Annotated in this window: 20 protein-coding genes and 5 tRNA genes; 23 read left to right on the top strand and 2 right to left on the bottom strand. The window is 44.8% G+C overall.

The features are described from left to right. Positions 1-185 precede the first annotated feature (185 nt). The 21 genes from XMA127_RS09295 (at position 186) to XMA127_RS09200 (ending at position 21,581) form a co-directional block, all read left to right on the top strand. Positions 186-2,711 (top strand): phage/plasmid primase, P4 family, encoded by a 2,526-nt coding sequence (locus XMA127_RS09295; RefSeq protein ID WP_173483406.1) that lies wholly within the window; start codon positions 186-188, stop codon positions 2,709-2,711. Between the two features lie 113 nt (positions 2,712-2,824). Continuing rightward, the gene (locus tag XMA127_RS12095) at positions 2,825-3,148 is read left to right on the top strand and encodes an HGGxSTG domain-containing protein (RefSeq protein WP_371731529.1); all 324 of its coding nucleotides are present in this window, start codon (positions 2,825-2,827) and stop codon (positions 3,146-3,148) included. 74 nt (positions 3,149-3,222) lie between these two features. Beyond that, positions 3,223-3,654, top strand: a complete 432-nt coding sequence (locus tag XMA127_RS09290) for a hypothetical protein (protein ID WP_173483405.1) — start codon at positions 3,223-3,225, stop codon at positions 3,652-3,654. Positions 3,655-4,030: 376 nt separating this feature from the next. Continuing rightward, on the top strand, positions 4,031-5,806 hold the full coding sequence (locus XMA127_RS09285) for a sigma-54-dependent Fis family transcriptional regulator (protein WP_173483404.1): 1,776 nt from the start codon (positions 4,031-4,033) through the stop codon (positions 5,804-5,806). A gap of 181 nt (positions 5,807-5,987) precedes the next feature. Further along, positions 5,988-6,536: a gluconate 2-dehydrogenase subunit 3 family protein gene (locus tag XMA127_RS09280; RefSeq protein ID WP_173495278.1), complete on the top strand. Its 549-nt coding sequence runs from the start codon at positions 5,988-5,990 to the stop codon at positions 6,534-6,536. Between the two features lie 8 nt (positions 6,537-6,544). Next, a complete protein-coding gene (locus tag XMA127_RS09275) occupies positions 6,545-8,089 on the top strand; it encodes an FAD-dependent oxidoreductase (protein ID WP_173499157.1) in 1,545 nt (514 codons plus the stop codon). Continuing rightward, complete coding sequence (locus tag XMA127_RS09270; RefSeq protein ID WP_173483401.1) at positions 8,037-9,554, top strand: aldehyde dehydrogenase family protein; 1,518 nt, start codon at positions 8,037-8,039, stop codon at positions 9,552-9,554. Before XMA127_RS09275 ends, XMA127_RS09270 begins: the two co-directional genes overlap by 53 nt. Before the next feature lie 581 nt (positions 9,555-10,135). Beyond that, entirely contained in the window at positions 10,136-10,606 is a 471-nt protein-coding gene (locus XMA127_RS09265) for a CinA family protein (protein ID WP_173484594.1), read from the top strand. A 98-nt stretch (positions 10,607-10,704) separates the two neighbouring features. After that, positions 10,705-11,751 (top strand): recombinase RecA, encoded by a 1,047-nt coding sequence (gene recA, locus XMA127_RS09260; RefSeq protein ID WP_173483400.1) that lies wholly within the window; start codon positions 10,705-10,707, stop codon positions 11,749-11,751. A 38-nt stretch (positions 11,752-11,789) separates the two neighbouring features. Beyond that, a complete protein-coding gene (locus tag XMA127_RS09255; RefSeq protein WP_173495280.1) occupies positions 11,790-12,278 on the top strand; it encodes a regulatory protein RecX in 489 nt (162 codons plus the stop codon). Between the two features lie 165 nt (positions 12,279-12,443). Continuing rightward, positions 12,444-15,038, top strand: coding sequence for an alanine--tRNA ligase (alaS, locus tag XMA127_RS09250; protein WP_173499161.1), 2,595 nt, complete (start codon positions 12,444-12,446; stop codon positions 15,036-15,038). Positions 15,039-15,068: 30 nt separating this feature from the next. Beyond that, the gene (locus XMA127_RS09245; protein WP_173481413.1) at positions 15,069-16,304 is read left to right on the top strand and encodes an aspartate kinase; all 1,236 of its coding nucleotides are present in this window, start codon (positions 15,069-15,071) and stop codon (positions 16,302-16,304) included. 75 nt (positions 16,305-16,379) lie between these two features. Beyond that, positions 16,380-16,571 (top strand): carbon storage regulator CsrA, encoded by a 192-nt coding sequence (gene csrA, locus XMA127_RS09240; RefSeq protein WP_173481412.1) that lies wholly within the window; start codon positions 16,380-16,382, stop codon positions 16,569-16,571. Between the two features lie 61 nt (positions 16,572-16,632). Then, positions 16,633-16,722: transfer RNA gene (locus tag XMA127_RS09235), tRNA-Ser, on the top strand. A gap of 10 nt (positions 16,723-16,732) precedes the next feature. Next, positions 16,733-16,809, top strand: a tRNA-Arg gene (locus XMA127_RS09230). 51 nt (positions 16,810-16,860) lie between these two features. Then, positions 16,861-16,937: transfer RNA gene (locus XMA127_RS09225), tRNA-Arg, on the top strand. 23 nt (positions 16,938-16,960) lie between these two features. Further along, positions 16,961-17,037, top strand: a tRNA-Arg gene (locus tag XMA127_RS09220). Positions 17,038-17,436: 399 nt separating this feature from the next. Further along, positions 17,437-17,670 (top strand): OadG family protein, encoded by a 234-nt coding sequence (locus tag XMA127_RS09215; RefSeq protein ID WP_173481411.1) that lies wholly within the window; start codon positions 17,437-17,439, stop codon positions 17,668-17,670. A 39-nt stretch (positions 17,671-17,709) separates the two neighbouring features. Continuing rightward, a complete protein-coding gene (gene oadA / locus XMA127_RS09210) occupies positions 17,710-19,494 on the top strand; it encodes a sodium-extruding oxaloacetate decarboxylase subunit alpha (RefSeq protein ID WP_173484596.1) in 1,785 nt (594 codons plus the stop codon). A 17-nt stretch (positions 19,495-19,511) separates the two neighbouring features. Continuing rightward, positions 19,512-20,813: a sodium ion-translocating decarboxylase subunit beta gene (locus XMA127_RS09205; protein ID WP_173484597.1), complete on the top strand. Its 1,302-nt coding sequence runs from the start codon at positions 19,512-19,514 to the stop codon at positions 20,811-20,813. Between the two features lie 189 nt (positions 20,814-21,002). Further along, positions 21,003-21,581, top strand: a complete 579-nt coding sequence (locus XMA127_RS09200) for a response regulator (protein WP_173484598.1) — start codon at positions 21,003-21,005, stop codon at positions 21,579-21,581. Positions 21,582-21,652: 71 nt separating this feature from the next. Here the strand turns inward: XMA127_RS09200 and XMA127_RS09195 are convergent, their stop codons facing one another. Together XMA127_RS09195 and XMA127_RS09190 are read right to left on the bottom strand one after the other, a co-directional pair. After that, positions 21,653-22,603: a diguanylate cyclase domain-containing protein gene (locus XMA127_RS09195; protein ID WP_173481407.1), complete on the bottom strand. Its 951-nt coding sequence runs from the start codon at positions 22,601-22,603 to the stop codon at positions 21,653-21,655. A 123-nt stretch (positions 22,604-22,726) separates the two neighbouring features. Continuing rightward, a tRNA-Arg gene (locus XMA127_RS09190) sits at positions 22,727-22,803 on the bottom strand. Positions 22,804-22,995: 192 nt separating this feature from the next. Between XMA127_RS09190 and acs the strand changes: the two genes are divergently transcribed. After that, a complete protein-coding gene (gene acs, locus XMA127_RS09185) occupies positions 22,996-24,948 on the top strand; it encodes an acetate--CoA ligase (protein ID WP_173484600.1) in 1,953 nt (650 codons plus the stop codon). Between the two features lie 137 nt (positions 24,949-25,085). Next, positions 25,086-25,751, top strand: coding sequence for a response regulator transcription factor (locus XMA127_RS09180; protein ID WP_173481405.1), 666 nt, complete (start codon positions 25,086-25,088; stop codon positions 25,749-25,751). Positions 25,752-25,761: the final 10 nt, after the last annotated feature.

Here is a 25,761-nt window from a genome sequence, read left to right as displayed (position 1 = left end):
AACTGTCATAGATGTAATGCGCAAGCATCTGTCGTTCTTACAATTCGTAAGCCTAGAGATCTTAAGCAGTCATATGCAGTTATTTGTGAAGATTGCGCTAGGCCATACGATGAAATTATTACGGTTGGGCATTGGACACCTAAGCCAATCAAAAATACCGTATTCGGCGCGAGCGGGGTTCATTGATGGCTATTGAAACAGTTCATATAGAACCAAGTAGTGAATTTGCTGGAGATGTTTTAAGCGAAGTTTTCTTAGATTATTTCGGCCGTGATTTCATGCTGTGGAACAGATTTAAGTCCGAGAGTGGTAAGTGGTTAAAATCACCAGTTAACTCCCATGGCGATCGTGTAAGTCACCTAGAGAATCAGAACAGGTATCAGCTGCATGAAACAATTGATCTAGCAAATAGAGCGGGGACTGGAGTTGGTATTTCTCTTGGTAAATCAGGGTTGGCGACAACTGCCGTCAATGAAGTCGATAAGTATTACCTTTATTGTTTAGATGGCGACGGATTCGCCGATATAGATTCGACTGAAGTTGATTCGGGCGTTCGCGACCTAGTGAACAAACTAGACGCCTATGTGGAGGAAAGTCCCTCAGGCACGGGTTTTAAGATTTTCATATTGAGTGATCGCCCACCTAGAACCAAGGAGGTTTTTGATTTTAGTCCTTCAGTATTTGCTGCTCGTCATCCCGGCATATCGAAATACAAAAACAGGCAAATTGAAGTGTTTTCGCAAGGCTCATTCATGGCCTTAACGGGTATTCCATTCTATGGCGAGGATACTTGTCTAAAGCTAGCGTTTTTATCTGAACAGCGAATGGATAAGCTTCTTGGGTATCTCGATGACTGGGCAAAAGAAACAGGAGGCTCGGGATTAAGAAACACGGCCTCTAAAAAACTTGAACCTGCTGAGCTTTCTAAACAGTCGACCCACTACGCGAAACTTACAGAAGAATCCTTAAGCAGAGTGTTAGCGCATATTTACCCTGATGATGAACAAGACTGGTCTGATACGGCGAATGCTCTTGCAAGAGTCTATGGTGAGGAAGGTCGAGAATGGTTTCATCAATACAGTTCGGGAGCTCTGCAAGGTACATCATCAGAAAAATACAGTTTCGATGAGTGTAACAGGAGGTTCGATAGGGCTTTAGCTGAACGTATAGAGCGCCCAGAGGGTCTCGGAGTGAAAAGCCTTGTAGCTAAAGCAAAGCAGTCGAATACTTGGGATCATCGGATACCGCTCGATTATGAATCAACCTTGCCAGTTGCAATTGAAAGAAGCTCTATCGACCAACAGGTGCTGACTAAATCGCTAGTTAATCGAACATCGAGTGGTAATCACAAGGGCGATATCGCTAACGGTAAGCTATTCGCTGACATGTATCGTGATCGTCTAATTTATATTCAGGATTTAAACATCTATTTGATGTTCGATGAACAAACAGGGTGGTCGAAAGTAGATCCTCCAGTTGTAATAGAGGCTGCCAAAAGCGTTGTATGCTCGCTTCATGCGCAGATGAACGCTATCGCTCAGATAGACCCTCAAAACAAGGGGATTGCGGATTTAGCTACTGAAATTCGCAGGGTTAGCATGAAAAATGCACTGAATTCGATGGTTGAATTGGGGCGAGTTGAACACGGCATGTGGGCAAACTCGACTTACTTCGATGCCGATCCATATTTACTGGGGGTTCAAAACGGTGTTATCGATCTTCGGTTAGGCTCATTGCTGCGGAGTGAGCCCAGTTTGAGGGTTTCAAAGCGTGCCAATGTCTCATTCGATTCTGAAGCTAGTTGTCCTCTCTTTTTAAAGTACTTGAACAAGGTATTGCCTGATCACGATGTCAGGCAGTTTATACAACGATATGTCGGATATCTCTTAACAGGCGAAGTAATTGAGCACAAATTTGTTTTCTTTTACGGTCTTGGCCGCAACGGCAAAACTGTTTTGATAGAGCTTCTTGGATGGTTGCTGGGTGATTACGCAGTGAAATTGCAGACTGAATTACTAATGAAACACACTCGAAGCACACAACAGGCTAGCCCAGACCTCATGAAATTGAGGGGCGCGCGATTTGCCTACTGTAGTGAGACAACAGAAGGGCGAATGCTCGATGATGCGAGGGTTAAAGAACTTAGTGGCGGAGATACAATTACAGCTAGACCTTTATACAGTAGTGAGATTTCTTTCTCGCCTACTCATAAACTACTAATGGTTGGTAATCATAAGCCTATCATCACGGATAACAGTGAGGGAATGTGGAGGCGAATGGTGTTGGTACCATTCAATCATGTCATAACAGACCAAGAGGTAGATCCAAAACTTCAGCAGAAATTACGTAATGAAGCAGCTGGTATTCTGAACTGGGCTATAAGTGGCGTAGGAGCATGGGTTAAGTCAGGTTTAGAGGTCCCTAATCAGCTATTGGGGGCTACGAAAGAGTATCGGGATGATCAAGATGTTCTGAATCAGTGGTTGATGGAGTGCTGCGATATAGGTAGTACTTTTAAGACACCAGCAAGCATCCTATATCAATCATTTGATAACTGGTGTCGTTGTAACGGCTTTAAAGGTATGACGTCTAAAAGTTTCGGTCGTAAGTTAAAAGAACATGGGTATGAACTTGCTCCTGATAATCGTAATCGGCTTGGTATAAAAGTAGCTGAGGATGAGCTAACTGAAAAATTGGCAAATGGGGGGTAGCTCATGTGGTGCAGGTTTGCAGGTTTTAGTGGTGTTTTCTAATAGCTCTTACAAATTTTCTCTTAGTAGAAGAAATAGAAATTGGCATATAAACCTGCAAACCTGCATCTACCATGCTTCCTTCCAAGAGGTACTACGAAATGATTAAGGAACCCACTATCACAACCCTTGGTGGCCGAGTAACGTGCCCACGATGCCAAGCAGTAAGTAAGCGAAGTAAGCAACAATGCCGAAACCCATCAGAGCGCGGCAAAAACAACTGTAGGTTTCACGGGAGTCGTTCGACTAGCGCTAAGACATTAGAAGGTAAGAAACGCCGCGATAACGCACGATATGTTCACGGAAGAGAAACTAGTGCACTACGTGACGCCAGAAAGCACAAACTGCGAGAATTACGTGAGTTAGAAGCTGTTATGCTAGAGATTGGTATGATTTAACTTGCTTAAAATATACTTTCCAAGCTTGTTTAAGCTGCAACTGCAATCAAAAACTAAGCTCAGGGCAATAAATTATGGGAAAGCTCTTCAAACTCCAATGCTCAAAATGTGATTTCACTAAAACTGTGTGTGAAGGCTCTACCCGTTTGCTGGCCAATGAGTTTATCACGGTATCCTGTGATGCTTGTTGCAGTATTGAGAATCGCAGCTATGACTTTCCTGAAAATTGCCCTGTAAGACCTGAACCAGGTACTGGTTGGTGGGGGCGTAAGAATCGCCAGAAAGAGCTTAATGATCGTTATTTAACAGAATCAGCACACTGGAATGCGGAGATGGATAAGCGGCGTGTCGAGGCTCTACAGCAACCTTGTAGTCAGTGCGTTAGTGCCGTACAGAGTGTCCACTTTGGCGATCCGTTTATTGAGCCAATTCCGATTGGTATCGGTTGCCCTGCCTGTAAATGTCAGGGCTGCATGAATGTGGCATTAGAGGCTTTGATTGATTAACTACTTTAGATATTCCAATGAGTTATATTTTTTATTTGTTTAGTTATGCTTGATGGTCAAGTGCTCTGGATTAGGGATGTCTTGAAATTGTTACGTAAGAGCAAAGGACTGTTAAAAGAGTTCAGGTGTGCTTTTTTGGATCCTTGCGACTCATTTTATCTTTGATTTTTTCGCAAAAAAATGAAGAAAAGTTATGTTTCTTTGCTAAGAATTTTTGGGTAGTCTTGGACTTAAAATAAAAATATAAGGATTCAAAATGGGGTCTCTAATCCAAACAAATCGGGAGCTATTTCAGAACGGCGCATTTGATAAAATACATGGTGTTCATCAGCCTATATTGGACTCGTGGATGCGGTGTGCGAATGGCGCTTTATCGATGAATGCTTCCTTAGATTACGAGATTCTAAAGGGTTTCGAATTTGAATCTATTAGAGATAAAAACCTCAATCTTCTTAGAATTGCCAATGTGCATATCGATCGCCTTGCACAAGCTGTTTCTCCAGCTGGTTGGTCACTCATGCTTACAGATACAAAATGTAGATCATTGAGGGCCATTAAAAGTAAATCAAATACAAACTTAGCGATTAATAGTGCTTTCCAAGAGGGTATAGTTCTATCTGAGAACAAAGTGGGCTCAACTGCTATGTCATGTGCAATTCATTCTCAATCTCTAGTTAGAGTTTTTGGTGGTGAGCATTTCAATGAAGCGCATGAGCAATTTAATTGCGCTGCGGTACCAATTCTGGATGAAAAAGGACATGTTTGTGCGGCATTGGATATAACGCACGAGTCCCCAATTGTGGATAGTTCAATCCTTTATCTTCTGAAATCAACGGCCCAAACTATTCAAAATCAAATCATAAAACAAATTCCTGAGTCATTGGTTATTGAACTATCGATCAATCCAACTAACTGGGGCGATCCTAGTAATTTGGTTTTATCTTTTGATCACTCACAAAGCCTTGTGGGAGCTAACGAAATAGCTAAAAAGTTCATATATCAAAAACTTAATTTAAAAAATGCTTCGTTTGAAGATATTTTTAAAACTTCATTTTCTGAAGTGCTCGACTTTGGCTTGATGCGAGGACGTGTCTTTGAAATGGTTTTGAAAAATGACATAGTTTTGTATGGAGTTGTACAGACTGAAAATCGAAATTCTTCGACTATTCGTGGCCTTAATTTGATATCTGAATTCAATTCGGACCAAACTGAAATATGTAAGCCTCCTCAATCGCGTTTAGTAAATCAGATGCGAGAAGAAGATTTAAAACTCTCGCTACATAACGCGGGCAAAGTCATATCCCGGTTGCCAATATTATTAACTGGAGCGTCTGGGACCGGTAAGGATGTTGCTGCCAGAGAAATTCATTCCCAAAGTCACTTCAAAGATGGAAATTTTGTTGCAATTAATTGCGCTGCTATTCCCGAAAATATGCTGGAGGTTGAACTTTTTGGGTATGTTCCAGGTGCTTACACTGGTGCTTTAAGTAGTGGAAGTTCCGGATTAATTGGTGAAGCAAATGGTGGGACTTTGTTTCTGGATGAAATCGGGGATATGCCTTTACTCATCCAGTCTAAGCTTCTCAGACTGTTAGAGTCCGGTGAGTACCGCCCAGTTGGCGGTGTAAAACCTTTGTTGGGAAACTTTCAGTTAATATCTGCAACCAATATAGATTTAGAGCAGAGCGTTAAGGAAAGTAAATTTAGAGCCGATTTGTTTTATAGGATTAAGGGGTTAAGTATAGAGCTACCTAACCTTGCAAAACGCAATGACATATTGCATCTAACAGAAAGTATTCTTAGCGATATATCTGCTTCAAATCGAAAAATTTCAGATGGATTAGCAGATTTCTTCACGAAGCACGAATGGCCCGGCAACATCAGAGAGCTTAAAAATCTATTGATTCAGTTGGATGCAATTGTTCCACCTGATTGCGTATTAAGCTTAAACGACCTTCCATTGTCGTACCTTAATTTGTTGGAAAAATCGAAACACAATAATTCCGAAGATAAATTGCATCTTGAAGACAATACTAAAAACCTTATTTCTGCAGCAATTGAAAAAGCTGATGGGAATTTATCATATGCAGCTAAAATCTTGGGGATTTCTAGATCCACTCTCTATAGAAAAATTAAAAGTTACGGCTATTGAGGTTGTTTCACAGAGAAACACTTGGGCCGTGAAAACTGTATCAAATTGAAACAGTTTATGAATTAGTCTTGCTGTGTAATTTTTTAAGTTATTGTTTTTTATATTTTTTTAAAAATTGGCACGCGTTATGCTTTTTATTAGATGTTTTACATAGCTAATAAAAACAATAGGACGAGTACCAATGATTGATACAACTCTCAACCGAAGAGCTTTTTTGAAGGCTCTAACATCAATTGCAGCTGCTGCTGCAGTTCTACCGTTGAGCCCAGTAAGTGCTGGAATATTGACAGATGAAAATAAAATGGATGACCTCGAGAAGAAGGTATTTTCGAAGTTAATCCAAGTCTGCCTGCCTACACAAGGAACGAATCTTGTTGATCCTTCAACCCTACCAGTCCTTGCAACTATCGAAGGAGCATTACTTGCGGGTATGGCACCTCATATTCGTCAGGGTCTTAGGGGCGGAATCGGTTACTTTAACAGCGCTACAAAAGATCAATTTGGATCAGAGTTTGTTGAATTATCTGAATCGAAAGCAGCTAGGTTTATTGATGATTGGTCAGGCTCAGATCAAATTCCTCATCGAGCTTTAGCTATGGGGCTAAAAAAACTTACAGTTCTAGCATATTGGGCAATCCCTAATACTTGGGCCCCGTTGGGTTATGACGGGCCGGTTACAGATAAAGCTGGAATCAAAATTTACGGTAATGCTCCAGAGCCAAAAGTTTGAGGTGACATATGACAACTGCAAATACTCTAAATATCAAAACAGCTGCAGACTTTTCTGTGGGTTCACTCAATCTTAAAGCTGATGCTGTCATAATCGGCTCTGGTGCGGGTGGCGCTATTAACGCTTATGAGCTAGCTAAAAGCGGCAAGAAAGTTATTGTTCTTGAAGCAGGTCCTTATGTTCCATCATCTCAATTTCAAGAAATGATGGCCGTAGCAATGGGTACCTTGTATCAGGATGAAGGTGGTCAGTCTAATACAAGCGGCGATATTACTGTTCTCCAAGGACGTTGTGTTGGCGGTTCAACCGTCGTTAATGCTGCATTATGTTTCAGAACCCCAGATTATTATTTAAAGTTATGGGCGGATGAGTTTGGTCTTACAAATTTAACATCTGAGATGATGGCGCCCTATTTTGAGAAAGTTGAAAGTAACTTATCGATCACTCAAGTCAAAAGTCATGAAACAAGCGCTGGTGCAGAACTAATTGGCAAAGGCATCGATAAGCTTGGAATGGTTAGAGGTCCTGCTCATCGTAATATCAAAGATTGTTCGTTATCTGGTTTTTGCTTCTCTGGATGTAAAAGTGATAGGAAACAGTCAATGTTGGTTACCTACTTACCTTGGGCTTGTAATCATGGGGCAGAAATATACGCAGATACTCGCGTGTCAAAAATCTTAACCCAAAATGGTTCTGCATCAGGGGTGCTTGCCGAGGTTGTAGATCCAAAAACGGGTGAAGTGAAGGCAGAAGTTCAAGTTAGTGCTCCAATTGTAGTTTTGGCTGCTGGTCCAGTTGCTTCTCCTATAATTCTTCAACAATCAGGCCTCGCTAACTCTAGCGGACAAGTAGGCAAAAACTTTGCATGTCATCCCTCAATGTCTGTTACCGCAGTATTTGACGAGCAAGTTGATGATTTTCATGGTGCAACTCATAGTTTGTTTGTTGATACAAACACTCTGCCGGACAAAGGTGGTTACATCCTTTTGAATGCGGTTCAGGAGCCTGTGGAAGCATCATTTCAGGCGGAGCCTGGAACAGGTAAGCCTTATATGAATTATATGGAGAGGTATAGAAATACGATCCGCTTAATTACTCTGATTCATGATAAAAATGTTGGTGAAGTAACTATTGAGAAGGGCTACAAAGAAATTAAATACGATGTCGATAACCAAGATTTCGAGGGAATGAAACTGGGACTTAAGCATAATGCTCGAATTTTGTTTGCTGCTGGTGCTAAGTATTTATATTTGCCGACATCAGATAAAACACTTATCAACAGTGAATCCGAGATAGATTCTGTTATAGATGGGCTGGTAAATGAACCTGCCCGCTACAGATACACATCTTTCCATCCTCAAGGTACTTGTCGAATGGGTGCTGATCCAGCAAAAACTGTAGTTAATCAATTTGGTGAAACGCATGATGTGAAAAAGCTTTATGTGGCCGATGCGAGCTTGCTACCAACTTCAATCGGTTATAACCCATCGGAGACAGTGTATGCGCTTGCTTCTTACATTGCTGACAAAATTATTGAAGCCAACCCAAGTTAAGGTGGAAAAAATGGAATTCACAGAAATTAAAAATGAAGAGTTCAATCTTGCTTTCGAAACTGGATTTACTGGTCCTAGCTTCGACTTATTAGAACCTGCTACTGGAAGATCATTGGGAACGCTTCAAGCTGCTACTGCATCTGAAGTAGCTGGGTTGGTAGTAACTGCTAAGATGGCACAAGTTAAATGGTCTGCTATTGATTTTGACAGTAAAGCTAAGATTCTAAGAAAGTTTGCTGATTTGCTTGAGCAAAATGCGGATCTGATTCACTCTTGGAACGCAAGAGAGTGTGGGTCAATTGTTCCTAAATCTCAGTGGGAATTGCAGGCTAGTATTGATCAAACACATATGTGTGCAGCCATGACTATGATGCCTTCTGGTGAAATTTACCCATCAAACATGCCTGGTAGAACGAATAAGCGAGTGCGAGTACCAATAGGTGTTGTAGGTGTTATATCACCTTGGAACTTCCCGTTACTACTCTCTCTGAGAGCTGTGCTTCCAGCGATTGCAATGGGTAATGCTGTAATCATTAAGCCGGATCCACAAAGTTCCATTACAGGCGGTCTATTAATCCAGAAACTACTTGAGCAGGCTGGCTTGCCAGAAGGGATAGTGACGGTAGCATATGGCGCTGGGGATGTCGGCGCTGCGCTTGTTGATAATAGTGATGTTGGGATGATTGCATTTACAGGTTCTACTCTCGTCGGCAAGGAGATTGCGGCTACTTGTGGAAGAAACCTTAAGAAAACATCTCTTGAATTAGGTGGTAATAATGCATTTATCGTTCTCGATGATGCTGATCTTGAATCTGCTTCATCTTGTGGCGCATGGGGAGCATTTCTGCACCAAGGACAGATTTGTATGCAAGCGGGTAGACATATAGTGCACGAATCAAAAGCATCGGATTACGCCTCGGCACTTAAAGCTAGAGCTGAAGCATTGTATGTTGGTAATCCGCATTCTGAGCAGTGTCACTTGGGCCCCCTAATTAATTCAAGCCAAGCTGATAGAGTTATGAAGTTAATAAATGATTCTGTTGCTATGGGGGCAAAAGTTATTTGTGGTGGTACTAGGGACGGTTTGAAAATATCTCCAACCGTCATGATTGATGTAACCACTGAAATGCCAATCTTCAAAGAAGAAATTTTTGGTCCAGTTGCACCGATTATCACATTTGCAAATGATCAAGAGGCTGTTGCATTGGCAAACCAAGCTGAGCATGGTTTGTCAGCATCTATACATACTGCTAATACTGCTCGTGGAAATATGATTGCAGATCAAGTTGATGCAGGGATGATCCATGTTAACGATCAAACAGTAAACAATGAATACCAAGTCCCATTTGGTGGGTTGAAGGCTTCTGGAGATGCTGGTCGAATTGGCGGGCCAGTTAATTTAGATGAATTTACTACTACTAAATGGATCAGCAGTATGGAGAAAGGAATAGTTTATCCCTTCTAGTTTTTCATTAGTGAATGTTGTCTTAGCCACCTTAATAGGTGGCTTTTTTTTTGACAGACTAAAAATTTAAATTTTCACTGGACCGATTTTGATGGGATTAAGCTTTCAGTTGCTCTTAAGCGAGAAATGAAAATATCTCAATTCGTTCGTCTGAAATAGTAATACCTAGATTGTTATAGGGACCCAAAATGAAAGTGGACTCCCCCATGGGGGTGGGGTGTTGAATCTGGCAAAGTACCTAACCCATTTTACGTATAAATATATTTGTGGCCACAGGGGATTGGCTCTGGTGCTCTTAAGTTAAACTCTTTAGCGATTGGGTGGGATGCAACTCAGGCCTGAGCTGCATATTAGTGTAGCATTTGGTATAGTATAAATATTTGTGTGTATTTAAATTATTGATTTATGTATCAATACAACCGGATGCATCATTGGAGTGTGCTGGGAAAGATCTTGTGGACTATTGGACATAAAATTTACAATTATTAAAGCGAGCTAAAGATCAGATTCTACTTGAATCTGTTTGATTATCGAGTGACGAGAACAATAAATTTTAATGAAAGCTTTGACTGTGAAGAGTGATGAATAAGCAAATTGATCTGTTGGCTAAAAAGCTGATTGATGCACGATTAATGATGGCGACGGCAGAGTCTTGCACCGGCGGTGGTATTGCTCAGGCGCTCACTGATATATCGGGCTCATCACAGTGGTTTGATAGTGGTCTAGTTACCTACTCCAATGAAGCTAAGCAGCGTTTATTGGGTGTTCCAAACGAATTGATTGATCAGTGGGGTGCAGTAAGTGAGCCCGTTGCTAAGTCGATGGCTGAAGGGGCGGCAAATCAAGAGGGCGTGGATTTGGCGGTCGCTGTGACTGGTATAGCTGGTCCCACTGGTGGTAGTAAAGATAAGCCTGTCGGTACTGTATGGATTGCCTGGAAGATACCTAATAAACAGTCAGAAGCGCGCTGTTTTAAGTTCGATGGAGATCGTTCCGTAATTCGGCAGGCGACCATAAGTGCAGCTATTACGGGGCTCTTAGAGCGTTTGTGAAATTATTTTCGTATTCCTGTTTGACATATTTTTTACCTGTGCTTTAATACTGGTTATTAATACAGTAGTTAGCCAGTAGACAGCTCAAGGAATTTCTCATGGATCAGAATCGTAAGAAAGCATTAGACGCAGCACTCTCACAAATAGAACGACAGTTCGGTAAAGGCGCAGTCATGCGCATGGGTGAGCAGCCTCGTGAGGCTATCCCTGCAGTTTCAACTGGCTCACTAGGATTGGATATTGCCCTAGGTATAGGCGGTCTTCCTTACGGACGTGTTGTAGAGATCTACGGTCCAGAGTCCTCTGGTAAAACAACACTAACCCTGCAAGTGATAGCTGAAGCTCAAAAGCAGGGTAAAACTTGTGCATTCGTGGATGCTGAACACGCTTTAGATCCGATTTATGCTGAGAAACTTGGTGTTGATGTCGACTCGCTTCTTGTTTCTCAGCCGGACACAGGTGAACAAGCACTTGAAATTACCGACATGCTAACTCGCTCGGGCGCTGTTGATGTGATCATTGTCGATTCGGTTGCTGCATTGACGCCTAAAGCTGAAATCGAAGGTGATATGGGTGATTCGCACGTCGGTTTGCAAGCACGCTTGATGTCTCAAGCACTTCGTAAACTGACGGGTACCGTTAAACAGTCAGGTTGTTTGCTAGTCTTCATCAACCAGATTCGAATGAAAATCGGTGTCATGTTTGGTAACCCTGAAACGACTACGGGTGGTAATGCGCTTAAGTTTTACTCTTCAGTTCGTTTGGATATTCGCCGAACTGGTGCGGTGAAGCAGGGTGATGAGATTATCGGTAACGAGACTCGTGTAAAAGTTGTTAAAAACAAAGTTGCTCCGCCATTCCGCCAAGCAGAATTCCAGATTATGTACGGCAAAGGTATCTATCACATGGGCGAAGTAATCGACCTAGGTGTGCAGCAAAAGCTGATTGATAAGAGTGGTGCTTGGTACGCATACAATGGCGATAAGATCGGGCAGGGTAAAGCGAATGCAGCCAAGTTCCTGGAAGAAAATCCAGAGATCGCTAACGAAATTGAGTCACAAATTCGTAAAGAGTTGCTATCTGTACCAGCCAAGCCTGAAAAAGGTGATGAAGGTTCTGAAACTAATGCAGAGTTAGAATTTTAATCACAGAATAGAGGGGCTTCGGCCCCTTTTTTATTTCTATGCAAAAACGACAAAAGAGACCTATAGAAACAGAATCCGAGCTAAGGTCCTTTGCCTTCAGTTATTTGGCTAGGCAAGAGTATTCGCAGAGTCAATTACGTGAGCGTCTTGCAAAAAGATGTGAAAAACCTGAACTCATAGAGAGGGTGTTAACTTACCTTGTTGAAGAGGGGTATCAGTCTGATAGCCGCTTTGCAGAGAGCTACATTCGAGTGAAATCCGATCAGGGGCAAGGTGGTAAGAAAATAGCTTTCGATCTGAGTCGTAAAGGAATTTCTAAGCAATTAATCGAAGAGTTATTAGATAGTCGCAAAGACGATCCCAAGCAGGTCGCGCTTGAGTATCTAAAACGCAAATTTGGTGAAGAGCCTCCTGAAGATATGAAAGTGAAAGCAAAATGGTTTAGACATATGGCTGGACGTGGTTTCAACTATGGTGAAATCGAATACGCATTTCGTTATCAAAATAGTGATCCCGATTACGACTAATCACCGTTAATTTGGTCAATTCCCCCGCACTACCCCCTACGAGTTTCACTCTAGTTTGTATATACTTATCCGCTATTTTGCCAAGGTTGTACCTGTATCAATTTAGGTACGACTATTTTGGTGTCAATTTAAGATGATAGAGACTCGGCTGATTCTATGAAAAAGATGACCAGTGCTGAAATTCGAAACGCATTTCTGGACTATTTTGCTAGTCAGGGACATGAGGTGGTTTCTTCAAGCCCACTGATCCCTGGCAACGATGCCACACTGCTTTTCACCAACGCAGGTATGGTTCAGTTTAAAGACGTATTCCTGGGTAGCGATAAACGCAACTACTCTCGAGCAACAACCTCGCAACGTTGTGTTCGTGCCGGTGGTAAACACAATGACCTAGAGAACGTAGGCTACACTGCTCGTCACCACACTTTCTTTGAAATGTTGGGTAACTTCAGCTTTGGCGATTACTTTAAAGAAGATGCCATTCGATTTGCTTGGACCTTCTTAACGGAAACCTTGGGTCTTCCAAAAGAGCGTCTATGGGTAACCGTTCACCACAGTGATGATGAGGCAGAACGTATCTGGAAAGAGACCATGGGTATCGACCCAGAGCGTTTCTCTAAGCTTGATGAAGATAACTTCTGGGCGATGGGTGATACAGGTCCTTGTGGTCCATGTACAGAGATTTTCTTCGATCATGGTCCTGATGTTTGGGGTGGCCCACCAGGAAGCCCAGAGGAAGATGGGGATCGATACATCGAGATCTGGAACGTTGTCTTTATGCAGTACAACCGTTCTGCTGATGGTGAAATGACACCGCTAGAGCGCCCTTCAATTGATACCGGTATGGGTCTTGAACGTATTGCTGCCGTTATGCAGGGCGTTCATTCGAACTACGAAATTGATCTGTTCCAAAACCTACTTGCAGCGACAGCTGAAGTAATTGGTACCAAGGATCGCGATAACAAATCACTTCGCGTAATCGCTGACCATATCCGTTCATGTTCATTCTTAATCACTGATGGCGTGACGCCTTCAAACGAAGGGCGTGGCTATGTTCTTCGTCGTATTATGCGCCGCGCCATTCGTCACGGTAATAAACTCGGTGCTCAAGGAACCTTCTTCTACAAATTGGTTGCGCCCCTAGTTAAAGAGATGGGCGAAGCCTATCCTGAGCTTGCAAAAATGCAGGAACAGGTTGAGCGAGTGCTTCTTAAAGAGGAGGAGCAGTTTGCTCGTACCCTAGACAAAGGACTGGCACTTCTTGAAGAGGAGATTGCAAATCTTCAGGGTACGGTCGTTCCTGGCTCAGCAGTATTCAAACTCTATGACACTTATGGTTTCCCGGTTGACTTGACCGCCGACGTTGCGCGCGAGCGTGAACTGACCATTGACATGGAAGGCTTTGAAGCAGCAATGGCTGATCAGCGTGAGCGCGCTCGTGCATCAGGATCTTTCAATGTGGATTACAACGATAAGCTAGAGATCGATGGCGTTACCGAGTTCTCTGGTTATGAGCTTCTGGAAGATCGTGTTGAGATTGAAGCGATCTTCAAAGAGGGCGAATCAGTCACAGAGCTATCTGCTGGAGAGTCCGGTCTTGTGGTTATGACTCGTACACCTTTCTACGCTGAATCGGGTGGTCAGGTCGGTGATACTGGTCAGCTGGTTTGGGGTCGCGGTACGTTTGATGTGGCAAACTGTACAAAAGAGGGTAAGAGCCATGTCCATCACGGCTCTGTGACTGAGGGCGTTTTAAAGCTCGGAGACCAAGTTAACGCACTGGTTAACAAAGCTCGTCGTCAAGCTGCGGCTCTTAACCACTCAGCAACGCACCTTTTACACGAAGCGCTTCGTCGCGTGCTCGGAGAGCATGTGCAGCAGAAAGGCTCGCTGTGTAATGATGAACGTCTCCGTTTTGACTTCTCACACTTTGAAGCGGTTACTGACGAAGAGCTCAAAACCGTTGAACAGATGGTCAATGAACAGATTCGTGCAAATACGTCAGTAGAAACCGAAATCATGGCGATTGATGCTGCGAAGGAGCGCGGAGCTCAAGCCCTATTTGGTGAAAAGTACGATGATGAAGTACGTGTTCTATCCATGGGTGGCGACTTCTCAGTAGAGCTTTGTGGTGGTACTCATGCTTCTCGTACGGGTGATATCGGTATGATGAAGATTGTCTCTGAGTCGGGTATTGCATCAGGCGTGCGTCGTATCGAGGCGATTACCGGTCTTGCTGCTCTCAACTGGTTTGAAGAGAGTGAGTCACTACTGGGTGAACTCGGCGTAATGGTTAAAGGTTCTCGAGATTCACTGCTAGAGAAATTCCAAGCATTGAACGAACGTAGCCGTTCCCTTGAGAAAGAGATTGAACGATTGAATGCAAAACTGGCGGCTGCCCAGAGTGGTGAGCTGCTCTCGTCGGCGGTTGAGATCAACGGTATCAAGGTTTTGGCAACAGAAGTTCAAGGTGTTGACCCTAAATCACTTCGCGACATGCTGGATCAGCTTAAGAATAAGTTGGGTAGCGGTGTGGTTGTGCTTGCAGCACACGATGGTGAAAAGGTTAGCCTTGTCGCGGGTGTGACGAAAGATCTTACTGGTCAAGTAAAAGCGGGTGATCTGATTCGTGAGCTTGCCACTCAACTTGGCGGTAAAGGCGGTGGTCGACCCGATATGGCTCAGGGCGGTGGCACCGATATAGCGGCTCTTCCTCAGGCGATTGCTGCGGTACCGGAATTAGTTAGAGCTGCACTTTAATCGTGCAGCGTTAATTGGAAATAGAGATAGATGGCTTTATTTGTACAAAAATATGGCGGTACCTCAGTAGGTTCAGTAGAGCGTATTGAAGCAGTCGCTGACAAAGTAAAACGATTTAAGGATCAGGGTCACGACATTGTCGTGGTTGTCTCTGCAATGAGCGGTGAGACCAATCGTCTTATCGGTCTTGCTAAAGATATCACTGATAATCCAGATCCACGTGAATACGATGTTTTGGTATCAACGGGTGAGCAGGTGACGATTTCACTGCTCTCTATGGCTCTGAAAAAGCGTGGTCTAGGTGCGAAGTCTTACACTGGCGGTCAGGTTCGTATCCATACTGATAGCTCACACACCAAAGCGCGTATCCAAAGCATCGATACCAGCAAAATGCGTTCAGATCTTGATGAAGGTAACGTCATAGTTGTAGCCGGCTTCCAGGGCATGGATGATGACGGCAATATCACGACCCTAGGTCGCGGTGGTTCTGATACAACGGGTGTTGCTCTGGCGGCTGCTTTAAAAGCTGATGAGTGTCAGATCTATACGGATGTCGACGGCGTCTACACGACAGACCCGCGCGTGGTAGAAGGTGCCCGTCGTCTCGATAAAATCACCTTTGAAGAGATGCTAGAGATGGCCAGTCTCGGTTCAAAGGTTTTGCAGATTCGCTCGGTTGAATTTGCAGGTAAATACAATGTTCCATTACGTGTATTGTCTAGCTTCCAAGATGGTGGCGGTACACTTATTACTACAGAGGAAACTGATAGCGTGGAAAATCCAATTATTTCAGGCATCGCGTTTAACCGTGACGAAGCAAAACTGACGGTGTTGGGTGTGCCTGACCTTCCAGGTATTGCATCACGTATCCTAGGTCCTGTCTCGTCTGCCAATATCGAAGTAGATATGATCGTTCAAAACGTAGCAGCCGATCAGACTACCGACTTTACATTCACAGTACACCGTAATGATTACGATAAAGCCTTGGTTATCCTTGAAGAGACGGCTAACGAGCTAGGTGCGCGTGAAGTGAAAGGCGACAATAAGATTGCTAAAGTCTCTATCGTGGGTGTGGGTATGCGTTCTCACGCAGGCGTTGCAAGCAATATGTTCACAACCCTGGCTAAAGAGAATATCAATATTCAGATGATCTCAACTTCCGAGATCAAGGTCTCTGTAGTAATCTCAGAGAAGTATATGGAGCTAGCGGTTCGTGCACTGCACAGTGCGTTTGAACTCGATCAAGCAGACAGCGTCGCTGAATAATCGCTATCTAGCATAATTGGATTCGCACATGGCGATCACTTGGTCGCCTATCTTAAATGGATTTAGGAGAAGCTGATGCTAATACTGACAAGGCGAGTTGGTGAAACTCTAATGATTGGTGACAATATCAGTGTCACTGTTCTTGGTGTCAAAGGTAATCAGGTGCGAATCGGTGTGAATGCACCAAAAGATGTTTCCATTCATCGTGAAGAGATCTACCAAAGGATCTTGGATGAAAAAGAGCAGGAAAATAGCGGAAAGTCGTAAGTTTTTCCCTTTTAGGGTTTAACTTTAGTCACCTCTCTTGTACTATACGCGCCGTTGATCAGGAGCGGTGGCCGAGTGGCTGAAGGCGCACCCCTGCTAAGGGTGTATACGTTTACGCGTATCGAGGGTTCGAATCCCTCTCGCTCCGCCATCAAGATTAAGCGCCCGTAGCTCAGCTGGATAGAGTACCTGGCTACGAACCAGGCGGTCGCACGTTCGAATCGTGCCGGGCGCGCCAATCTTGAGTTTTCACTTCTTTAGTGTTTTCATCGACCAACATCTGAAATAAGCGCCCGTAGCTCAGCTGGATAGAGTACCTGGCTACGAACCAGGCGGTCGCACGTTCGAATCGTGCCGGGCGCGCCATTTCAGAATCACGCAATACTTCAGCGCCCGTAGCTCAGCTGGATAGAGTACCTGGCTACGAACCAGGCGGTCGCACGTTCGAATCGTGCCGGGCGCGCCATATTCAAAAGAAATGCCACCTTTAGGGTGGCATTTTTTTTGAACTTGACGTGTCCAGCCGAGTCAGCGTGCTCGTTCGACTGAAGCGCAGGGCACCATCTCCACTACCCACCTTAAAACAAATTGAGACTTTCTCATTCTTTAGTCGCAATGAAAGTCATTCCGAAACTAACACTTATACGCCGTTACAGAGTGCGTAAATACTGCAGCTTCATTCGTAAGTTGACTGGTAAGTTAAAAAAACGACCTTTTTTGTAAATTCACTACATACAAAGTGGGCTTGATATGGCTGCGGGGCTATGGGATAAATGTTTCCTATGCTGTTGGGTAGGGGTTACTTTGCGCATAGATCCAAGGATTATGCCAAGCCCTTTGAATTATTTTTATTGGAGTAGAGTAGATGAATAGTCTGATATCAGAAGGCCTCAACCTTATGGTCTATGGTATGGGGTTCGTTTTCGTATTCCTTACGCTGCTGGTCATTGTCACTACATTGATGTCTAAGCTGGTAAACAAGTTTTTGCCAGAACCGATTGTAGAGCCAAAAGCCAAAGCGTCTGCGCCTCAAGCTGCAGGCAACAATGATGAGTTGTTGGCTGTATTGTCGGCAGCGGTTCATAAATACCGTAAGTAATTTTAGGCACTGCCTTTTAACAAGAGAGAACTTAAGTTTATGTCTGATGCAAATAAGCCTCTTGGTATCACGGATGTAGTTTTACGTGATGCGCACCAATCATTGTTTGCGACTCGTCTTCGCCTCGATGACATGCTTCCTATTGCTGAGAAGCTAGATAAGATTGGCTACTGGTCGCTAGAGAGTTGGGGTGGTGCCACTTTTGACTCATGTATTCGTTATCTAGGTGAAGATCCTTGGGATCGTATTCGCCAACTTAAAGCAGCAATGCCAAACACTCGCCAGCAGATGCTACTGCGCGGTCAAAACCTATTAGGTTACCGCCACTACGGTGATGATGTGGTCGAGCGTTTTGTTGAGCGTTCAGCAGAGAGCGGTATCGACGTATTCCGTATCTTCGATGCGATGAATGACCCTCGTAACCTTGAGAAAGCGATTGCGGCCGTTAAAGCGACTGGCAAACACGCTCAGGGTACGATCTCTTACACTACTAGCCCAGTTCACACCATCGACATGTGGGTGGATTACGCTAAGACCCTTGAAGACATGGGTGCTGATTCAATCAACATCAAAGATATGTCAGGCATTTTGACCCCTTACGGTGCGTTTGATCTTGTATCTCGTCTGAAAGCTCAGACGGGGCTTGAAGTTCAGCTGCATGCTCACGCAACGGCAGGTCTGTCTGATATGACCATCCTGAAAGCGGTCGAAGCGGGCATTGATCGTGTTGATACAGCGATCTCTTCAATGTCGATGACCTACGGTCATACAGCAACAGAGTCTGTAGTAGCGGCTCTAGCAGGTACGGATCGTGATACCGGTCTAAACCTAGAAGCACTCGAAGAGATTGCAGCCTACTTCCGTGAAGTTCGTAAGAAGTACGCTAAATTTGAAGGCTCACTGCGTGGTACTGACAGCCGCATTCTAGTGGCTCAGGTTCCTGGTGGTATGTTGACCAACATGGAGAGTCAACTTAAAGAGCAGGGCGCAGCGGATAAGTTTGATGAAGTGTTGGCTGAGATCCCACGAGTACGTGAAGATCTTGGTTACATTCCACTGGTGACACCAACATCACAGATCGTTGGTACTCAAGCGGTTATCAATGTACTCGTTGGCGAGCGTTACAAAACTATATCTAAAGAAGTTCAGGGTATCCTTAAAGGTGAGTACGGTGCAGCTCCTGCGCCATACAATGCTGAGCTTCAGGCCAAAGTTCTTGATGGAGCAGAGGCTATCACTTGCCGTCCAGCTGATCTCATCGAGCCAGAGATGGATAAGCTTGTTGCAGAGCTTAAAGAGATCGCAGTTGAAAAGGGTATTGAGCTAGAAACGGGTGAGCGTGAAATTGATGACGTGCTTACTTACGCTCTGTTCCCTCAGATCGGCCTTAAATTCCTTGAAAATCGCGGTAACCCAGACGCGTTTGAACCAGTACCCACTTTAGAGGATGCGCTAGCTATGTCAGCACCTAAGAAATCAGGACCAGAAGTTTACACAATCACAGTCAATGGCCAGAACTACGTTGTTCAAGTGGCTGAAGGTGGTGACATTACAGCCGTTGCTCCTGCTGCTGCAGAACCTGCCGCTCCAGCCGCTGCGCCTGCAGGTTCAGGTGAGCCTGTGCCAGCTCCACTGGCCGGTAACATCTGGAAAGTTCAGGTCTCTGCTGGTCAAGCGGTTCAAGAGGGCGATGTGCTTGTTATCTTGGAAGCGATGAAGATGGAGACAGAAGTTCGTGCAGCGCGTGCTGGTACAGTGACTTCAGTTGACGTTAAAGAGGGCGATGCCGTTCAGGTTGGCGACTCTCTGGTATCTCTTGCCTAATTTGAGGTGACGGTTTAATGGAAAAGATCCTTCAACTGTGGGAAGCCTCGGGCATCTACAACATCTCAGCCGGTCAGGTAACTATGATCGCTGTTGGTTTGTTGTTGCTCTTTTTGGCAATCCGCAAAAACTTTGAGCCACTGCTGCTTGTGCCAATCGGTTTTGGTGGCATCATGGCGAATATTCCCGAGGCTGGACTCGCGTTTTCTGCAGTAGAGAATGCGGTTCACTTTGCAAAACCTGAAGTGCTTCAGGGTTTGGCTGCTTCATTGAATATTACCAGTGTGGATCCTCACGAGATACTGCATGCTTACCACGGCTCTAATCCGTCTACGCATCATGCAGCCACTATGGTTGCTGCTGACGCGGGTTACAGCAATGGTATGCTCTATAACTTCTACTCTGTAGCCATTGCTTCGGGTGTTGCTCCGCTACTGATCTTTATGGGCGTTGGTGCGATGACTGATTTTGGTCCGCTCCTTGCTAATCCAAAGACTCTATTCTTGGGTGCTGCAGCTCAGTTCGGCATCTTTGCAACGGTATTGGGTGCTGTGGGTCTTTCAGCGATGGGTATCATGGACTTCACAGTTCAAGATGCAGCTGCAATCGGTATCATAGGTGGTGCTGACGGTCCAACAGCTATTTACGTTGCCAGCATGCTTGCCCCTCAATTACTGGGTGCGATCGCTGTAGCTGCCTACTCATACATGGCACTAGTGCCAATGATTCAACCGCCAATCATGCGTGCATTGACGACTGAATCGGAGCGTAAGATCGCAATGCACCAGCTTCGTCATGTCTCTAAGACTGAGAAGATCATGTTCCCGATAGCGCTGTTGATTCTTGTCGCACTGTTGCTTCCGGATGCAGCCCCACTATTGGGTATGTTCTGTTTCGGTAACCTGATGCGTGAATGTGGCGTTGTGGACCGTCTGAGTGATACAGCACAGAATGCTCTAATCAACATCGTGACGATCTTCCTAGGTCTATCGGTTGGCTCTAAGTTGAGCGCTGATAAGTTCCTGGACTTGAACACACTGGGCATTTTGCTCCTTGGTATCGTTGCTTTTGGTATCGGTACAGCTGCAGGTGTCTTGATGGCTAAGCTGATGAATAAGCTTGAGGGTGGTAATGCAATCAACCCACTTATTGGTTCAGCGGGAGTCTCTGCTGTTCCTATGGCTGCTCGTGTCTCCAATAAGATCGGTTTAGAGGCTAACCCTCAAAACTTCTTGCTGATGCATGCCATGGGCCCTAACGTAGCGGGTGTGATTGGCTCTGCGGTTGCTGCAGGTGTCATGATTAAGTTTGTTGGTTAATCTTTGATTAACCATTATAAAAAGCGCCCTCGGGCGCTTTTTTGTTACCTGACAATTGTGAAGTTTGAATATTCTCTAACTTTTTTTACAAAAGTGACTTCGTTTTATTTTTTATCGTCTATGCTGTGTATAGAGAAAGAAAATAGACCCGCAGTATAAAGGCAGTATCTGCGCTTTAGGAATTGAAGAATGAAGACGCTCAGTACAGGTGAAATCGCTAAGCTTTGTGACGTTAATTTACGAACCGTCATTCGTTGGATCGAGCGAGGGGCTTTAAAGGGCTTTAAACTTCCAGGTCGAGGGAATAACAGAGTTCGCGTAGAGGACTTCTTAGCCTTTCTGGTTGAGCATGAGATCCCGATTCCTGCTGAACTGCAGGAAGATAGTCGAAAGGTTCTTGTTGTAGATGATGAGCCTGCCATCGCACGTGCATTACAACGAGTGTTACGTAAGCATGGTTTGGTCGCAGAGGTGGCCGCTGATGGTTTTCAAGCGGGTACCAAGCTGATGAAAGATCGCCCAATTCTGGTGACCTTGGATCTCAGTATGCCGGGCCTAAGTGGTTACGATGTACTGAGTTTTGTTCGCGAAACTCCAGAAATAGCTTCAACCAAAATATTGGTCATCTCGGCATTGGGCAGTGAAGCCCTCCAAAAGGCGATCGATTTGGGAGCCGATGCGATTTTGAATAAGCCGTTTGATAATCATGAGTTGGTCGAAGTGATCAATAAGTTGGTTGGAACAGCGGCGAAAGCTGAAGATATTTAACAGCTATTCAGACAGCAAACCACAATAAAGCCCGCTAATGTTTGTTAGCGGGCTTTTTTGTTACTAGGCGTTTAGTCAGCGATTTCTGAGCGATTCTTTCCCTCGGATTTTGCGAATTTCAGCGCTTTTTTCGCTGCTTTATAGAGCTCTTCAGGGTCATCACCGATATCGATTGCCTTGGCTGCTAGAGTGATTTGTATGTCGACTTTCTGGTTTCGCACTAGATAGCTACGTGAGGCCAGTTTCATTCTGACCCGTTCCATAATGCCGTTAATACAGTCCTCGGGAGCATACTGATTCAACATGATGCCAAACTCATCGTCCTCGGTACGAGCAATGATATCGCCTGAGCGAAGATTAAAACTTAATAGTCTGCCGACCAATTTTAAAACGTCCTCACTGGTTTGAGGCCCGACGGACTCAACAATAGAGCTAAAATTATCGACATCTAAGAGAATTAGGTAGGAGGGGGCAACGCCTGGCAAGGCCGTGCCAACAATCGCTTGAGCCTCTACTTGCTCCATCAGAGCCGTTCTATTGAGTAGACCGGTCAGTGGATCAGTCGCAGTTAGGCTTTTCACTAGCTCATCGTAATTACGTTTCTCATCATCACGTTGTTTTTGAACGAGCTCTTCGTTAATGATCGCAAGCAGTTCACTATTGTCCCAGGGCTTGGACATGTAGCGGTGAATTCTACCTTCATTAATGGCACTCACCGTCATATCAAAATCTGAATAACCAGTCAGTAGAATACGAACCGTATTGGGTGTGATCGACATGGTTTTTGCCAGGAATTCATCACCTCTCATCTCAGGCATTCGCATGTCAGAAACAATCAGATCAACTTCATTGGACTCAAGGTACTTCAGGGCTTCCGGTGCAGATGTGAAACCGATAACTTCGTAGTGGCTTGAACGTAACACCCTGCGAAGCGAGTTAACGACAGACTCCTCATCATCCACGCATAAAATCTTAGCGGCTTCGGTCCGATCAAGGTATCGGCTATTGTCTAAAGAGCTCATCAGTACAACTGTCCTTCGGGTCATTTATGTCATATGACTTAAGGTATAGTTTAGGGTCTGGGATCTGTCAAATTGATCAGTAAAAATAATCTGTTTTTCATTGTGAAAAGAGAGATAGGAGACTGGCACCCCAGAGACGATTCGAACGTCCGACCTACCCCTTAGGAGGGGGTTGCTCTATCCAGCTGAGCTACTGGGGCACTGGCAGTGAATTCTAAAGCCTCATTTCGACTATGCAATAGGATTCTGTTGAATTACTTAGACTAAAGAGTCCTTTTGAACAGACCAATGTCTAATTCTGACTTAGGGTAGCTCAGGTTATAAATATTGCACTTTAATAAATAGAGTGTGGCAATGATTGCCGTACCCAATCAATCTAAGGGAAAGAACTAATGAGCGATAAGATCTACCCAGTATCTGCAGAGTTTGCTGCTAACGCCCATGCTGATGAAGCTAAATACAACGAGATGTACCAGCAGTCAGTTGAGAACCCAGATGCGTTCTGGTCTGAGCAAGCTAAGCGTATCGACTGGATCAAGCCTTTCACTAAGGTTAAGCACACATCGTTTGATACTCATAATGTTGATATCCGTTGGTTCGAAGATGGTACGTTGAACGTTGCAGCAAACTGTTTGGATCGCCACTTAGAGACTCGTGGTGATCAGGTTGCGATTATCTGGGAAGGTGATAACCCAGAAGAAGATGAAAAGATCACTTACCGCGATCTTCACGAGCGTGTATGTAAGTTTGCCAACGTGCTTAAAGCGCAGGGTATTAGTAAAGGTGACGTAGTCACTCTTTACCTTCCAATGATCCCTGAAGCCGCTGTCGCTATGCTGGCTTGTGCTCGTGTTGGTGCCGTTCACTCGATTGTATTTGGTGGTTTCTCTCCAGAAGCGCTTGCAGCTCGTATAGAAGGCGCTAACTCTAAACTGGTTGTGACTTCTAACTTCTCACTTCGTGGTGGTAAAGCGGTTCCACTTAAAGCGAACGTTGATGAAGCTCTGACTCACCCTGGTGCAGCTAAGTTCTGTGAAAAAGTGGTTGTTGTAAACCGCGTTGATCAAGATGTTGCTTGGCATGAGAGCCGTGATGTTTGGTATGAAGAGGAGATGGCAAAAGCCTCTGCTGATTGCCCACCTGAAGAGATGAACGCTGAAGATCCACTGTTCATTCTTTACACTTCAGGCTCTACTGGCGCGCCTAAAGGTCTTAAGCACACTACAGGTGGTTACCTAGTCTACGCATCAATGACCCATCAGTACGTCTTTGATTACCAAGAGGGTGATATCTACTGGTGTACAGCCGATGTGGGTTGGGTAACAGGTCACAGCTACATTGTTTATGGTCCACTAGCAAACGGTGCAACGACCCTGATGTTTGAAGGTGTTCCAAGCTACCCAGATATGAGCCGTTTCGGTCGCGTTATCGAAAAACACAAAGTTAACCAATTCTACACCGCGCCCACGGCCATCCGTGCCTTGATGCAGAAAGGTGAAGATGTTCTAGGCGACTCTGATCTATCCTCTCTTAAACTGCTAGGTTCGGTTGGTGAGCCAATCAACCCAGAAGCTTGGGAGTGGTACAACCGTGTCATGGGTGCTGGTAAGTGCCCAATCGTTGATACTTGGTGGCAGACTGAGACAGGCGGCATCATGATCGTACCTCTACCTGGTGCGACAGCGACTAAGCCGGGTTCAGCAACTCGTCCATTCTTCGGTGTTCAGCCAGCGCTACTGGATAACGATGGCAAAGAGATTGAAGGTGCAGGTGAAGGTAACCTGGTCATTAAGGACTCTTGGCCTGGTCAATCTCGCTCAATCTGGGGCGACCACGAACGTTTCGGTCAAACTTACTTCTCTAGTTTCTCTGGCTACTACACAACGGGCGATGGCGCACGTCGTGATGAGGACGGCTACTACTGGATCACTGGTCGTGTAGACGATGTAATCAACGTATCTGGTCACCGTATGGGTACCGCAGAGGTTGAGTCTGCGTTGGTCGCTCACGAAGCGGTTGCTGAAGCTGCGGTGGTAGGTTACCCACACGATCTTAAAGGTCAGGGTATCTACTGTTACGTAACGCTGCAGGAAGGCATGGAAGCTTCTGATGAGCTTAAAGTGACACTGCGTAACTGGGTACGTACAGAGATTGGTCCAATTGCATCACCGGATTTGATTCAGTTCGCACCCGGTCTACCTAAGACACGTTCTGGTAAGATCATGCGTCGTATCCTTCGCAAGATTGCGGAAGACGATTTCGGTGCTCTTGGTGATACCTCTACCTTGGCAGATCCAAGTGTGGTGGATGACCTGATCGAAAACCGCATGAATCGTAAGAGCTAAACACTCTTATTAAAAAACCCACGACTCGTCGTGGGTTTTTTTATTTCCATTTGAACTGGAAACTAATCCATTATTCGATTAACTTATACCCTACAAAAAAGCGCTATACTGCCTTTCTAGGCTTGTCGGAGAATACTATGCAACTGGCTCAAAAAATTATCATTGCGGATGATCACCCACTGTTTCGTGCAGCGCTGAAACAGGCGGTTTCCCAAGCGGTTTCCGGAGTGGAGATTATCGAAGCGGATACTCTTGAGTCTGTTCAGAATGCCGTTGAAGAGCATGGTGATGCTGACTTGGTGCTTTTGGATATCCATATGCCAGGTGCTCAGGGTTTCTCTGGTCTGGTATTCCTTCGTGGTCAACACCCTGGTGTTCCAGTGATTGTCGTCTCAGGCAGTGAAGAGACTCATGTTATGAAGCGTGCGATCGATTACGGCGCGTCAGGCTTTATTCCTAAGTCATCTCCGCTAGAGACCATTTCAGAAGCGATTGTTGCTGTTCTTCAAGGTGATGAGTGGTTGCCAGAGGAGTTAGAAGAGTCAATGGATGACCTTGTTACAGACGAGGATCAGAAGTTTGCTGAAGCGATTGCCTCTTTGACGCCACAACAGTTCCGTGTACTGACGATGCTGACGGAAGGACTATTGAATAAACAGATCGCTTACGATTTAAACGTTTCTGAAGCCACCATCAAAGCTCACGTGACGGCGATTCTTCGTAAGTTGGGTGTCCACAGTCGGACCCAAGCTGTCATCGCTGCACAGCGTCTTGGAGTAGAACCTCCCAAGACAGAGGGTTAACAGCTGCTCA

The sequence above is a fragment of the Marinobacterium sp. xm-a-127 genome, assembly GCF_013283425.1.
Lineage (GTDB): Bacteria > Pseudomonadota > Gammaproteobacteria > Pseudomonadales > Balneatricaceae > Marinobacterium_E.
The sequence above is the reverse complement of the archived record's forward strand: the minus strand, read 5'-3'. Positions and strand labels throughout refer to the sequence as shown.